Genomic DNA, 13,692 nt, shown 5'->3' on the forward strand with positions numbered 1-13,692 from the left:
CTACTTCTGCGCGCTGGTGGGGAAACCGCCGTCGCGGTCACGCTGATTGGAGATCTGGGTGGACAGGCCGTGCAGCTGCACAAAGCCCTTAGCTGCGGTCTGGTCGAAGGTATCGCCAGTGTCATAAGTAGCCAGGTCAAAGGAGTACAACGACTGACCGGAACGGCGCCCAGTGACCGTGGCGGTACCGGCATGCATGCTCAGGCGGATATCGCCAGTGACGTTTTCCTGGGACTCCTCAACGAAGGCATCCAGAGAACGCTTCAGCGGCGAGTGCCAGAGGCCGTCATAGACCTCCTCGGACCAGCGGGCATCGGTCAAGCGCTTGTAGCGGGCCAACTCGCGCTCCACGGTGACATCCTCCAGCGCCTCGTGGGCCTGGATGAGGACCATGGCGCCCGGAGCCTCATAGACCTCACGGGACTTAATGCCTACCAAGCGGTCCTCCACCATATCCAGACGGCCAATGCCCTGCGCACCGGCGCGGCGGTTGACCTCTTCAATAATCTGCAGCGGGGACATCTTCTGACCATCAACTGCCACCGGGATACCCTTCTCAAAGGAGATGATGATTTCATCCGGGGCATTACCCAGGCTCGGGTCCTCGGTATAGGCATAGAGATCCTTCGTTGGCGGGTTCCACAGATCCTCAAGGAAACCGGTCTCTACCGCGCGGCCCCACAGGTTCTGATCGATGGAAAATGGCGAGGAAGCGGACTGCTCAATCGGCAGGTTAATCTCTTCCGCGAAGGCGATAGCCTTATCGCGGGTCCAGGCATAATCGCGTGCAGGGGCAATGATTTCGAGGGAAGGATCCTGCGCACGGAAGGAAACCTCGAAGCGTACCTGGTCATTACCCTTGCCGGTGCAGCCGTGGGAGACGTGGGTGCCGCCGAATTCCTGCGCCGCTTTCACCAAATGCTTGGTAATGAGGGGGCGGGAAATAGCCGATACCAGCGGGTACTGCTTCATGTACATGCCGTTTGCCTTGATGGTGGGAACGCAGTATTCCTCTGCAAACTCATCCTTGGCATCGATAACGATGGATTCTACGGCACCGCAGTCAAGTGCACGCTGGCGAACCGATTCCATATCTTCGCCACCCTGGCCCAAGTCCAAGGAAACGGCGACAACGTCACCACCGGTCATTTTTGCTAGGTATGGGATGGCAACGGAAGTATCAAGGCCACCAGAGTAAGCCAAGACTACGCGTGCGGACATGGTTAAGCTCCTTGTTCTATTGGAAACAATTCATCTAAGTACATAATATACGATGGTGGTGTGAATTGCCACCACCGCCGTCTAAATATTCCGCGTGGTAAGTGTCACTGCCAGATCTGCGCCCGAGACGCCCTCGCGCGCCAAGACGAAGATGGTGTCATCTCCGGCGATGCAACCGATGACGTCGCGCAGCCCCACCCTGTCAATAAAGCTGGCAAGATACTGGGCCGCGCCGGCTGGGGTGCGCAGCATAGCTATATTGCCGGAAGAATCATGGGATACCACCAGCTCATCGAGCATGCGGCGCAGCTTTTCACGGGGGCCGCCCACCTGGTCTTCAAATTGCTCCAGCTCACCGCCGACCACGTAGTAGGAACGGCCACCATCGCGCTTTACCTTCTTCGCCCCCAGCTCATCCAAGTCACGGGACAAAGTGGCTTGGGTGATGTCGATGCCGTCTGCGAGAAGAAGCTCGGATAGTTGCACCTGGCTGGTGACGCGATTGCGATCCAAAATCTCCAAGATCTTGGCCTGCCGAGCATTGCGGGTGGTCGGGGTGTTCATTACTTAGTTGATCTCCTTGTTTATTTCGAGCAACCAGACAAGAAGCGCTTTCTGCGCATGCAGGCGGTTCTCCGCTTCATCAAAGACCCGCGACTGTGGTCCATCAATTACCTCAGCCGTGACCTCATTTCCACGGTACGCCGGCAAACAATGTAAGAATATTGCATCCTTATGCGCTTTGCTCATTATGGTCGAATCAACCTGATATGGCAGGAACGGCGTACGCCTATCGCGGCCATCATTTTCCTGCCCCATAGAGATCCACGTATCGGTGATGACTACGTCTGCACCTTCAACTTCATCCACGTCATCAGTAATGGTGATGTTGCCCCGCTTGCGCGCGCGGTCGACGAATTCCTGGCGCGGCTGGAATCCTTCGGGCGCGATAATAGAGACGTCCATGCCGGCCGTGGCGAAACCAATCATGTAGGAGTTAGCCATATTATTATCACCATCGCCCAGGTAGACGGCCTTTTTGCTTTTGAGGTCACCCAAATTCTCGCGACAGGTCAGCAGGTCAGCCAAAATCTGGCAGGGATGCAGGTCGTCGGAAAGCGCATTGACCAGAGGAACGGTCGCAGTCTCCGCCATCTGGAGGAGGTTGTCATGCTTAAAGGTGCGCCACACGATTGCCTCCACGTACCGCGAAAGCACCGCGGCCGTATCTTGGTAGGACTCCCCTTTGCCCATCTGAGTGGCAGAAGTATCGACGGTAATGCCCTTCCCGCCCATATTCGCTACTGCGGTTTCAAAGGAAAAGCGGGTCCGCGTAGACGTTTTATCAAAAAGCACCGCCACGGTCTTAGGCCCCTCTAGTGGGCGCTCCGCAAAGGGATCCTTTTTGAGCCTTTCAGCTAGGTCCAAAACGGTTACTTGTTCTTGTGGGCTGAGATCGTCGTCAGCCAGAAAGTGTCGCAGGCTCATACCAGTTCCTCCACTATCGTCCGGAGTGTTGTCAGTGCTGTGTCTAGTTCATCGTGGGAAATAACCAAGGGCGGGGTGAGGCGGAGTACATTCTCACTGGGTGCGTTGAGGATGAGCCCCTGGGCAAGCCCGTCGCGCACGGCCTGCTTAGCCACCGGTTGTGCTAAAACAATGCCGAGCATCAGGCCGCGGCCGCGTACGCGTTCTACAAGCGGCAATTTTTCAATCTCTTGCCGCAGATAGTCACCCTTACGGGTAACTTCCGCAAGAAATTCCGCATCCACGGTGTCAAGTACTACGTTCGCCGCAGCGCAGGCCACGGGGTTTCCGCCAAAGGTGGTGCCATGGGAGCCAGGTTTAAACAAATCCTTGGCACGACCGCGGGTGATGGTCGCGCCGATGGGTACTCCGGCACCTAAGCCCTTCGCCATGGTGATGACGTCCGGTTGAATGCCTTCTACCTCGTGGGCGAAAAAGGTGCCGCTACGTCCCGCGCCCGTCTGCACTTCATCCACGATGAGCAAGATGCCGTATTCATCGCACAGCTCGCTTACCTTCTGCATGAATCCCGCAGGGGCCGGAATGACGCCGGTCTCTCCCTGAATTGGCTCAAAGATGATCGCCGCGGTATCGGTGGGATCTTGCTCTACCAACTGACGCAGGTAATCCGCGTCCCCGAACGGGTAGAACTCCACCCCGCCCGGTAGTGGGTGGAAGGCGCGCTGCTTATCAGGCTGGCCGGTCAGGGCAAGCGCACCCATGGTGCGGCCATGGAAGCCGTGCTCTGCCGCGAGGATGCGGCGCCTGCCAGTCAAGCGGGCAAGCTTAAATGCGGCCTCGTTCGCTTCGGCGCCAGAGTTGCAGAAGAAGACACAGGCATCGCTATCTCCTACTCGCCTAATTAACTTCTCCCCGGCGTCGAGCACCGGCTGCGTGGCAAAGAGGTTCGAGGTATGCACCAAGGTGCGGGCCTGGTGCGAAACCGCCTGCGCCACCTGCTCATTGCCATAGCCCAAAGAATTGACAGCAATCCCAGCGAGAAGGTCGATATAGCTCTTCCCCTCCTCATCGGTCAGCGTTGCTCCTTGGCCGGAGACGAGGCCTATTGGTGGCGTGCCGTAGGTATCTACAATCGTCTCCGGCCACCGTGTGGTCAAGCTCGGTGGCTTGTTCATGCTGCATCGTCCTTCCTGAAGATGGTCCCTTCGGGATAGTCGTGTTTGTCATAGTCATCTGGCAGCACCATGGTTCCGACGCCGCCTGGGGTTAATAGTTCTAAAAGCACCGAGTGACCAATCCGGCCATCAATAACGTGGGCGGCCGATACCCCAGCTTTTACCGCCTTAAGGCAGGACTCCATTTTGGGAATCATGCCGGAGTCCAAGTGCGGCAATAGGTGCGATAGCCGGCCACACTCGATCTTTGACACCAAGGACTCCCGGTTCGGCCAGTCCGTGTATAGTCCTTCCACATTGGTCAAAATGACTAATCGCTCTGCTCCAATCGCGCTGGCCAAAGCGCCCGCCGCGCTATCGGCGTTGATGTTATAAATCGCGCCATCTTCTCCCGGTGCAATGGTCGAGACCACAGGGATGCGTCCGGCCTGGACAATGTCCATAACGGCAGCAGGATTAACCTTTACGATGTCGCCGACCATGCCAATATCGGTAGGTTCGCCATCGATCTCCACCAGCCGTTTCGTAGCCCGAAATAGTCCTGCATCTTCTCCCGAGGTCCCCACTGCATAAGGACCATGGGAATTGATGAGGTTGACTAATCCGCGGCCCACCTGCCCAAACAGCACCATGCGCACGACGTCCATGACTTCCGGCGAGGTCACGCGGAAGCCGCCTCGAAACTCCCCTTCAATGCCGAGCTTTTGCAACATGGAGTTGATCTGTGGCCCGCCACCGTGGACCACCACGGGATGGACACCGACGGTGCGCAAAAAGACCATATCCGCCGCAAAGGCCGCCTTGAGCTCGTCATCCACCATGGCATTTCCGCCATATTTCACCACCACTATGGTGCCCCGATAGTGCTGGAGCCATGGGAGGGCATCCGCCAAGACAGTGGCGCGCTCATGGTCACTAAGTCCGCTAAACATTCTCATCTCCTCCCTAGGAGCTATACGCCGAATTAATTTCCACGTAGGCATGGGAGAGATCCGTCGTGCGCACGAATGCGGACCCCGCGCCTCCCGTGCCCAGATCCACGCGAACATCGATATCGGCGCCGCTAAGGTCCACCTCACGCGCCCCCGGCGTGCCCGTCGATGCCCGACAGACCGGCTGGTCATTGAAATAGACGGAGATATTGTCCGGCTCCATTTCTGCATCTGCCATTCCCACAGCGGCGAGGACACGCCCCCAATTGGGATCGGAACCAAACATGGCGCACTTAAACAGGTTGTCGCGGCCCAAGGTGCGCGCGGCATTGAGGGCCTGGTTATCGGTGGCCGTGCCCTCTACCGTGATTTTGACGCGCTTAGTCACGCCTTCCGCATCCGCTTGCAATTGGTCCGCAATGTCCGCGCACACCGCAAGCACCGCCGCATCCAGGTCTTCTTGGCTGGCTGCAATACCCGATGCCCCAGAGGCCATGAGGATTACCGTGTCATTGGTGGAGGTAGACCCATCCACGTCGAGGGTGTTAAAAGTCTTGGCCACGGCCTTGTCTAGGGCGCTGTGGAGTGCGGGAGCACTCGCGGCGGCGTCGGTAGTAAGGCATACCAACATTGTTGCGAGAGAGGGAGCCATCATGCCTACTCCCTTGCCCATGGCCCCCACTGACCAGCCGTCCGCAGCATAGGTGGCTTCTTTGGTCACGGTATCGGTGGTCATAATGGCTGCGGCTGCCGCGTGGGCGTGTTCCGCACCCGTGCCAAGGCCCTTCACTACGTCGGCCGCACCAGCCAGCACCTTGTGCATTGGCATGGGCTCACCGATAATCCCCGTCGAGCAGGCGGCAATGTCTCCCTCGGAAAGATGCAGGGAGTGAGCAACCTCAGCTACCAGCGCAGAGGCGTCCTTGTCCCCCTGCGTACCATTGCACGCATTGGCGTTGCCAGAATTGAAGATGACAGCAGCAAGCTGGCCATCGCTTAGCGCCTTGCGGGACAGTTTCACCGGCGAGGCCACCACGCGGTTGCGGGTAAAAACCGCCGCCGCATCGAAGCACGGACCATTATTTACCACCAAGGCCATATCGGGTGTGCCGGAGGGCTTAATCCCCGCTGTAGTTGCGCCGGCGCTAAAGCCGGCGGGGCCGGTAATCCCAGCTGTACTCATTGTATTCTCCTAGTGTTATGGGGCCACGGCCGCTTGCGGCAGGCCCGAGGTTTCATCCCAGCCAAGTGCCAGGTTCATGCATTGCAACGCGGCGCCAGCTGTTCCCTTGCACAGGTTGTCTAGCGCTGAAGTGACAACGAGCCGTCGGGCACGTTCGTCCACGTGAGCTTGGATATGGACCATGTTGGTGCCCACGACGTTTTGGGTTTCGGGTTGCTGCCCGGCTGGAAGGACGTGGCAAAAAGTCTCTTGGGCATAAAAGTCGCGGAATGCTGTCTCCACGTCACGCTTGCCGACGCCCCCTCTAAGCCCCGCCGTAGTCGTCGCCAAAATCCCACGGGGTAAGGGCGCAAGAACCGGTGTAAAGCTGACAGAGAGCTTCTGCTTAGCAAAAGGCTGCAGGTTCTGCAGGATCTCTGGGGTGTGTCGGTGCGTCCCGCCAGGTTTATATGCTTTGAGGTTTCCCATGGTCTCCGCGCCAAGGTGCGCTACAGAAGCTTTCTTCCCGGCACCAGAGACGCCGGTTATAGCGATGACCGAAAGGGTCGGCTCAACAAGCTCGTGCGCCACGGCCGGCAGAACCCCAAGGGTGACCGCTGTCGGGAAACATCCCGGTATTGCTATTCGGTGAGCACCCCGCAGCGCTTCCCGATTGCCGGGCACCTCCGGAATTCCATAGGGCCAACTTCCGGCATAGTGGCCGCCGTAGAAGGAACTCCAGTCAGACTTGCTACGAAGGCGAAAATCGGCTGCACAATCGATCACGGTGGTCTGCTGGCCCAGTTGCTGGGCGATGTCAGCAGAGTGCCCATGCGGTAGGCCTAGGAAAACAATGTCGTGTCCACGGAGCTTATCAACGGACGTCTCCTCAATGACTCTGTCCGCCAACTGAGGCAGGTGGGGCATAAGCTCAGCTACCGTCTTCCCTGCAGTGGAATGTGCCGTGAGTGCGCCAATGCGCAGGCGGCCGCAAAGATAGGCCGGATGAGATAGCAGCAGGCGAAGGATCTCGCTTCCTGCGTATCCTGTGGCGCCTGCTATTGCTACTGAAATCGTCATAGGGATGACTATAGCAAAAAATACACTCGCCCGTATGTTATTCATACAAATTGGGAGAAATACCTGGTTAAAGCTTTGCTAGGAGCGAAAAATGTATGAAAAAAGGGGCGGTGAGCTATATCTCACCGCCCCTTTGGGGAAAGCTATGCGCGCATCTCTGCGCCCAAGCGCTGCTTAGCCAGCTCTGCTGCCGCCGTGCGGTGCTCGTTGACTTCCTCATCGGTCAACGTGCGATCCGCTGCACGGAACAGAAGCTGGAAGGCCAAGGACTTCTTGCCCTCACCCAACTGCTCACCACGGAAAATGTCGAAGAGCTCGACGGACTCGATGAGTTCGCCCGCCCCCTCTTCCACGGTGGCGCGCACGCGCTCTGCTGGGACGTCTTCATCCACCACGAGCGCAATGTCCTGGTGCAATGCAGGGAAGGAGGACAGTACCGGCGCAGGGAACTTCTCTTCCAATGGCATAGCGGTAACGTCCAGCTCCATAGCGCAGGTACGCGCCGGCAGGTTCAGTGCTTCCAGAACCTGCGGGTGAAGCTCACCGGCATGGCCCAGAACCACATCAGTGCCAGCAACCTTCACGGCAGCACAACGACCTGGGTGCCAGGGAAGAACGTGCGCTGCCTCCAGCTCGATATCCACGCCGGCGGCGCGAGCGACCTGGCGGGCGGATTCGATAGCGTCGGCGTAGCTATATGCGCGACCCTCGCCCCACGGTCCCTCATGCTCAATATTGCCGGTGGCCACCGTTGCAACGTGCAGCGGCTGCTCAGGAAGGGTACCCAGAAGTTCGGAAACAACCTGCTCAGAAGGTCGCTTCTCGACAGAAGGCATGGGCGATACCGCGGCGCGCTTGAATGTCACTTGCTGCAGACCATACAGGGCGAGGTCGCTGCGGCCACGCGCAACATTGCGGCCGATGGCCTCCAGCATGTTCGGAAGCAGAGTCGTGGACAAGATGGCCTTATCTGCCTCAAGCGGGTTCTGCACCTCTACGGTGCGGCGGCGAGCATCATCCTTGTCCAAGCCCCACACATCAAAGGTGTCGTTCGCCACGAATGGGGCCGGCAATACCTCTGCATAACCGGCATAGGCCAAGCCGTGACCAATAGCGCGGCGACGCTTCTGCGCTGGGGTCAGACCGCGACCGCCGGCCGGAGTAGGCAAGACGGTGGGAATGTCCTCCAAGCCCTCCAGACGTAGGACCTCCTCAATGAGGTCAACATCCATAGAGATATCGGTGCGCCACGTGGCAGGCGTTACCTGCAGCAGTTCCCCCTCATCGGTAACCGTGCAGCCGACTTCCTCAAGGCGGGAAATAACGGTCTCACGGGAATAGTCAACTCCTGCATACTCGCTAGCCTTTGCGGTGCGCAGGGCAATAGGCTCGCGCTTGGCGACGTCCCCGATAAGCGTCCGGCCTTCCTCAATGGTGCCGCCCGCCAGCTGCTGCAAAAGCGCACATGCGGTGTCCAGAGCGACCTCGACGACCGCTGGATCCACGCCACGCTCGAAGCGGCGGGAGGACTCGGACGCCAACTTATGGCGGCGGGAGGTGCGCGCCACGGTGATCGGATCCCAGATAGCGGATTCGAAGACAACATCAGTGGTCTCCGCCGAGATTTCGGAGGTAGTACCGCCCATGACACCGGCCAGGGACTGGATGCCATTGTCATCGCAGATGACCACGTCTTCTGCAGAAAGCTCACGCTTTACGTGATCCAGAGTCTCGAACTTCTCACCCTCCTCCGCGTTACGGACAACAAGGTTTCCTTGGATCACGTTAGCGTCAAAGGCATGCATCGGGGTGCCCAACAGCAACATCACATAGTTAGTAATGTCCGTAGGCAGGTTCACGCTGCGCTGGCCGCAGAGCATGAGATCGCGCTCCAGCCAGAACGGGGTACGCGCCTGCGGGTCTATACCGCTGACTTTGCGGAGGCCGAAACGCTGCGCCTTGGTCGCGGGGTCTAGGGTGACGTCGATAAGCGAGCCCTGCGCCGCCGGAACAGCAGATGTATCAATTCCAGCAACCGACGGATCCTCGGCAATATCGGCAAATTCTAGATCGAAAGCGGAGGCAATCTCACGGCTCAAACCGCGCGCAGATAGGGCGTAGCCGCGATCCGGGGTGATGTTGACATCAAAATCGGTATCGTGCAGCCCAATAATCGGGCGAGCATCCTCACCTACTTTATCGGCGACATCATCGCCCAAGACGATGATGCCGTTGGCCTGCGCGCCCAAACCGAGCTCAGCGCCGGAGCACAGCATGCCATTGGAGATGTGGTCGTAGGTCTCGCGAGCCGCAATTTTAAAGCCACCTGGCAGTTCCGAGCCCGGAAGCGCCACAACGACATAGTCATTCAAACGGAAATTACGAGCACCGCAAATGATGCCCTGCAGCTCGCCGGTCCCATTAGCCTGGCCAACATTCACCTGGCAGTAGCGGATGGGCTTTTTGAACTGAGTAAGTTCCTCGATCTCTACCACCTGGCCGATGACCAGCGGACCGGTGCTCTCCGGAACAGCAGCATAACCTTCGGTTTCAAAACCGACGCGCACGAATCCGGAGTCCATATCAGCAGCGGAAACGTTCCAACCAGGGTTCTTAGCGCCCAGGATGCGGGTGACCCAGTCTTGGGAAATAAGCATTAGTGTGTCTATCCTTTCTGGGTTTTAAGCCTGCACGCCAAACGGCAGGGTGAAGCGGACATCGCCTTCGACCATGTCGCGCATATCGGTCAAGCCATTGCGGAACTGCAGCGTGCGCTCGAGGCCCATGCCAAAGGCAAAGCCCGTGTATTCCTCTGGGTCAACACCAACGGCGCGCAGCACATTGGGATTCACCATGCCGCAGCCGCCCCACTCGATCCAACCGGCGCCGCCCTTCTTATTCGGGAACCACACATCAACCTCGGCAGAGGGCTCGGTGAACGGGAAGTAATTCACGCGCATGCGCGTCGTAGTCTCCGGACCGAACAACACCTTGGCCAAGTGCTCAAGGGTGCCGCGCAGGTGAGCCATGGTCAGGCCCTTATCCACGGCCAAACCTTCTACCTGGTGGAAAACCGGGGTGTGGGTGGCATCTAGCTCATCGGTGCGGAATACGCGACCTGGGCAAGCGATATACAGCGGCACATCGCGCTCCAGCATCGTGCGTACCTGTACCGGAGAGGTGTGCGTGCGTAGCACCTGCTTAGAGCCCTCGCCGGAGACGTGGAACGTATCCTGCAGGGTACGCGCTGGGTGATCCGGCTTAAAGTTCAAAGCGTCGAAGTTAAAGTACTCCGCCTCAACCTCGGGGCCATCCGCGATTTCCCAGCCCATACCGACGAAAATATCCGCAATGCGTTCTGACAATGCGGTAATCGGGTGAAGCGCACCAGTCTGGGTGCGAGTGGTAGGAATCGTCACATCTACGGTCTCTGCTCGCAACTGCTCCTCGCGGGCCTTTTGCTCCAAGACGTCCTTAACCTGGGCGAAGCGCTTTTCCATCTTGCCGCGGGCCATGTTGACAGCCTTGCCAGCGCTCTTGCGCTGGTCCTTGGGCAGCTGCCCCAATGACTGGCGAGCCTGCGGAATATAGCCGCCATCTCCTAGGTGCTCGCGGCGGGCTGCAACCAACTCATCGAGCGTTTCGGCTGCGTCGAAGGCTGCGATAGCCTTTTCGGCCGCGGCCCCAAGAGCCTCTTCGGTCAATTCGATCTGCGGTGTATCGGACACGTACTTCGTACCTTCTTCTCGCGCGAAAACTAACGCGTGCAATCTTACTCTGTCCCGGCTAGTCCGACCGCCCCAGGGACCCCCCTTTTCATTCGGGGATCTGCTTAGCTGTGCTCTTGGGCTTTTGCTGACTCATAAAGACAGATACTCGCCGCGGTCGCTAGGTTGAGTGACTCTGCGCGCCCACGTAGCGGAATACGCACCCGCATATCGGCTTCTTCCAGTAGCTCACCCAATCCGTGGGCCTCGTTGCCAAATAGCCACGCCGTTGGCTGTGATAGATCTGCCTCTGCGAGGTCTACTTCCCCATCGGCGGCTGTCGCCGCAATCTGCATGCCTGATTTACGCAGCTGCCCCAAAACGTCTTTGATATTGGGATCCCGCGCTACTGGGACATGAAATAGCGAACCGGCTGAAGCGCGCGCTACCTTGCAGCTGAGGGGATCGACCGTCTCGCCCGCAAAAATTACTCCATCTGCGCCCATGGCGTCGGAAGTCCTAATCAATGTGCCTGCATTGCCCGGCTCCGAAGTGAGCACGGGAACAGAGACCAAACTTGGCTTGCCGTTAAGGATTTTGCCCGCGGACCATAGCACTGGCTTGCATAGCGCGAAAAGCCCCGTGGTGGTGGCGGTATCAGATAGATGCTTAGCCGCTTTATCGGTAATGGGATGTACGTACGCCCCCATGTATCCACAGACGGTAATAATGTCACCGAAGCGTTCTGCGGCCTTTTCAGTGACGAAAACATCGACAGCCGCGCCTGTAGACACTGCGGCATCTACAGCGTTTTCTCCTTCAATCAGGAATTGCTTCGCCTTCTTCCGGTTAGCCGCACGGTGCAGCTTGGCTGCGTTAACAATGCGCGGAGTGCGTTCAGTAAAGGCAGAGTCAAAATCCAAATTCATGGCTCCTACCCTACCTACTAGTTGCCTAGCCCCAGGCTCAGCCCCTGCTGCGTAAGCAAAATAAAAAGTCCTGTTGCCGATTTGGGAACAGGATCACAACGTTGGATGCTACTTAGCTAGTGGCACGCCGCGGGCGTCCTTATCGTAATCACCGGCGCCGGCGATGATCATAATGAACTCAATAAAGACCCAGATTCCGACGATGGCCCAAAACGCGAATCCGAGCAAGAACCAGAAAGTAGCCCAGCCCAAGATATTAAGCACCAGCTGCGCTACGCCAAAGCTCGTGCGGCCGGTATAAAAGTTATGCGCGCCGAAGGAGCCCAAGAAAAAGCACAGCAGCAAAGTCGCGATCCAAGACTTTTGCGGTCCCTGCGCCACATACTGCTGCTGCACCGGATAGGAACCCATATTCGGTTGTGGTGCATAGCCTTGGTGGTACTGCGGCTGGTAACCGGCCTGCTGGTTATAGGGGTTGTACTGCTGGCCCTGGTTGTTGTCATAGGAGTGGCCAGAATACTAGCCGTTTTCTGGTTGGTAGCCACCATTTGGGTTTGTCACAGGGAAATCTGCTCCTCGGTCTCGGGGTTACTCGGGGTCCCGACCCAATGTAGCATGCGAGGCCGAGCTCACTAGACAGATAGAGCGTAAAACCAACAAGGCCCGCTTCGCCTGGCACATAAGCCGGAGAAACGGGCGTTGTATTCCTAGTAACTAGGCAGCCTTAGGAGCGTTAACGTCCTCAGGCAGAGCAGCCTTGGCAGCCTCACACAGTGCGGAGAATGCCTCGAAGTCATTGACAGCAAGCTCAGCCAGGATCTTGCGGTCAACCTCGATCTCAGCCAGGCGCAGGCCGTGGATGAGACGGTTGTAGGTGATGTCATTCATGCGGGCAGCAGCGTTGATGCGCTGGATCCACAGCTTACGGAACTCAGACTTACGAGCGCGACGATCGCGGTAAGCGTAAGTCATGGAGTGCAGCCACTGCTCCTTCGCCTTACGGTACAGGCGGGAACGCTGGCCGCGGTAGCCCTTAGCGGACTTCAGAATCGCGCGACGCTTCTTCTTTGCGTTAACTGAGCGCTTTACTCGTGCCACAGTGATACTTCCTTAATTCGAATTGTGATGGCGGATGTGGGTTGATTCGGCGCTATTATGCGCGGCCGAGCAGGCGCTTGACGCGCTTGGTGTCAGGCTGTGCGACTGCCTCGGTGCCCTTCAGACGACGGGTACGCTTGGACGGCTTGCCCTCCAGCAGGTGGCGGCGGCCAGCCTGCTCACGGCGCAGCTTGCCGGAACCGGTCACCTTGATACGCTTTGCGGTGCCCTTGTGGGTCTTCTGCTTCATGAGTATTAAGTCCTTAAATCCTACGTGGAATCTGGTCTACTTCTTGCCCTTGCGAACCGGACCCAAAACCATGGTCATATTGCGACCATCCTGCTTGGGGCGGGACTCAACAACGCCAACTTCAGCGACGTCATCGGCCAAACGCTCCAAGAGGCGGAAACCCAGCTCCGGACGCGATTGCTCACGGCCACGGAACATAATGGTCACCTTGACCTTGGATCCCTTCTCGAGGAAGCGAACTACGTTACCCTTCTTGGTCTCATAATCGTGATCATCGATCTTCGGGCGGAACTTCTGTTCCTTAACCACGGTCTGCTGCTGGTTCTTACGGGCTTCGCGAGCCTTCTGAGCCTGCTCGTACTTGAACTTGCCGTAGTCCATGATCTTGGCCACTGGGGGCTTTGCCTTTGGGGCGACCTCAACCAAGTCAAGGTCAGCCTCGTATGCAAGCTTGCGAGCATCATCAGTACGGACGATGCCCACCTGTTCACCACCGGGGCCTACCAAACGGACCTCGGGTACTCGGATACGCTCATTGATGCGAGCTTCAGCGCTGATTGTGGTTCTCCTCGATTAGGGGGTGTATGAGTAAGTAGTTCACCTACCGGGACCACAAACGAATCAAACCCGGTCTGCCAAAGACAGCCGGG

At 58.0% G+C, this 13,692-nt stretch carries 14 protein-coding genes; all 14 read right to left on the reverse strand.

The window, feature by feature from the left end; translation table 11 throughout:
- The 14 genes from LG376_RS09970 to infC all read right to left on the reverse strand — a co-directional run bounded on the left by LG376_RS09970 (window position 1) and on the right by infC (window position 13,600).
- On the reverse strand, window positions 1-1,221 hold the full coding sequence (locus tag LG376_RS09970; protein WP_049378720.1) for an argininosuccinate synthase: 1,221 nt from the start codon (window positions 1,219-1,221) through the stop codon (window positions 1-3).
- 81 nt (window positions 1,222-1,302) lie between these two features.
- Window positions 1,303-1,785, reverse strand: coding sequence for an arginine repressor (locus LG376_RS09975; protein WP_198492992.1), 483 nt, complete (start codon window positions 1,783-1,785; stop codon window positions 1,303-1,305).
- Between the two features lie 3 nt (window positions 1,786-1,788).
- Window positions 1,789-2,709 carry an ornithine carbamoyltransferase gene (argF, locus tag LG376_RS09980; RefSeq protein WP_225746999.1) on the reverse strand — a complete coding sequence of 307 codons (921 nt, stop codon included), beginning with the start codon at window positions 2,707-2,709 and terminating at the stop codon, window positions 1,789-1,791.
- Window positions 2,706-3,884, reverse strand: coding sequence for an acetylornithine transaminase (locus tag LG376_RS09985; RefSeq protein WP_225747000.1), 1,179 nt, complete (start codon window positions 3,882-3,884; stop codon window positions 2,706-2,708). The genes argF and LG376_RS09985 overlap by 4 nt, the downstream gene beginning before the upstream one ends.
- Window positions 3,881-4,816 (reverse strand): acetylglutamate kinase, encoded by a 936-nt coding sequence (argB, locus tag LG376_RS09990; RefSeq protein WP_225747001.1) that lies wholly within the window; start codon window positions 4,814-4,816, stop codon window positions 3,881-3,883. Before argB ends, LG376_RS09985 begins: the two co-directional genes overlap by 4 nt.
- Window positions 4,817-4,829: 13 nt before the next feature.
- Complete coding sequence (gene argJ / locus LG376_RS09995) at window positions 4,830-5,999, reverse strand: bifunctional glutamate N-acetyltransferase/amino-acid acetyltransferase ArgJ (RefSeq protein ID WP_225747002.1); 1,170 nt, start codon at window positions 5,997-5,999, stop codon at window positions 4,830-4,832.
- Window positions 6,000-6,014: 15 nt separating this feature from the next.
- Window positions 6,015-7,058: an N-acetyl-gamma-glutamyl-phosphate reductase gene (gene argC / locus LG376_RS10000; RefSeq protein ID WP_225747003.1), complete on the reverse strand. Its 1,044-nt coding sequence runs from the start codon at window positions 7,056-7,058 to the stop codon at window positions 6,015-6,017.
- A gap of 143 nt (window positions 7,059-7,201) precedes the next feature.
- Window positions 7,202-9,715: a phenylalanine--tRNA ligase subunit beta gene (gene pheT / locus LG376_RS10005; RefSeq protein WP_225747004.1), complete on the reverse strand. Its 2,514-nt coding sequence runs from the start codon at window positions 9,713-9,715 to the stop codon at window positions 7,202-7,204.
- Between the two features lie 24 nt (window positions 9,716-9,739).
- A complete protein-coding gene (pheS, locus tag LG376_RS10010; protein WP_225747005.1) occupies window positions 9,740-10,786 on the reverse strand; it encodes a phenylalanine--tRNA ligase subunit alpha in 1,047 nt (348 codons plus the stop codon).
- A gap of 104 nt (window positions 10,787-10,890) precedes the next feature.
- Window positions 10,891-11,694, reverse strand: a complete 804-nt coding sequence (locus LG376_RS10015; RefSeq protein WP_225747006.1) for an RNA methyltransferase — start codon at window positions 11,692-11,694, stop codon at window positions 10,891-10,893.
- 108 nt (window positions 11,695-11,802) lie between these two features.
- Entirely contained in the window at window positions 11,803-12,090 is a 288-nt protein-coding gene (locus tag LG376_RS10020; RefSeq protein WP_225747007.1) for a TM2 domain-containing protein, read from the reverse strand.
- A gap of 318 nt (window positions 12,091-12,408) precedes the next feature.
- Window positions 12,409-12,792, reverse strand: coding sequence for a 50S ribosomal protein L20 (gene rplT, locus LG376_RS10025; protein ID WP_005323264.1), 384 nt, complete (start codon window positions 12,790-12,792; stop codon window positions 12,409-12,411).
- A gap of 55 nt (window positions 12,793-12,847) precedes the next feature.
- Window positions 12,848-13,042: a 50S ribosomal protein L35 gene (gene rpmI / locus LG376_RS10030; protein ID WP_005323265.1), complete on the reverse strand. Its 195-nt coding sequence runs from the start codon at window positions 13,040-13,042 to the stop codon at window positions 12,848-12,850.
- A 36-nt stretch (window positions 13,043-13,078) separates the two neighbouring features.
- On the reverse strand, window positions 13,079-13,600 hold the full coding sequence (gene infC, locus LG376_RS10035; RefSeq protein WP_080970442.1) for a translation initiation factor IF-3: 522 nt from the start codon (window positions 13,598-13,600) through the stop codon (window positions 13,079-13,081).
- Window positions 13,601-13,692 lie beyond the last annotated feature (92 nt).

This window comes from Corynebacterium sp. Marseille-P4611 (genome assembly GCF_916618765.1).
In the GTDB taxonomy this organism is placed as follows: Bacteria; Actinomycetota; Actinomycetes; order Mycobacteriales; family Mycobacteriaceae; genus Corynebacterium; species Corynebacterium marquesiae.

Coding starts and splice junctions, on each gene's coding strand:
- LG376_RS10015 (WP_225747006.1), bottom strand. CDS start 11,694: ATGAATTTGGATTTTGACTCTGCCTTTACTGAACGCACTCCGCGCATT.
- argF (WP_225746999.1), bottom strand. CDS start 2,709: ATGAGCCTGCGACACTTTCTGGCTGACGACGATCTCAGCCCACAAGAA.
- pheT (WP_225747004.1), bottom strand. CDS start 9,715: ATGCTTATTTCCCAAGACTGGGTCACCCGCATCCTGGGCGCTAAGAAC.
- rpmI (WP_005323265.1), bottom strand. CDS start 13,042: ATGAAGCAGAAGACCCACAAGGGCACCGCAAAGCGTATCAAGGTGACC.
- LG376_RS09975 (WP_198492992.1), bottom strand. CDS start 1,785: ATGAACACCCCGACCACCCGCAATGCTCGGCAGGCCAAGATCTTGGAG.
- LG376_RS09985 (WP_225747000.1), bottom strand. CDS start 3,884: ATGAACAAGCCACCGAGCTTGACCACACGGTGGCCGGAGACGATTGTA.
- LG376_RS09970 (WP_049378720.1), bottom strand. CDS start 1,221: ATGTCCGCACGCGTAGTCTTGGCTTACTCTGGTGGCCTTGATACTTCC.
- argC (WP_225747003.1), bottom strand. CDS start 7,058: ATGACGATTTCAGTAGCAATAGCAGGCGCCACAGGATACGCAGGAAGC.
- argJ (WP_225747002.1), bottom strand. CDS start 5,999: ATGAGTACAGCTGGGATTACCGGCCCCGCCGGCTTTAGCGCCGGCGCA.
- argB (WP_225747001.1), bottom strand. CDS start 4,816: ATGTTTAGCGGACTTAGTGACCATGAGCGCGCCACTGTCTTGGCGGAT.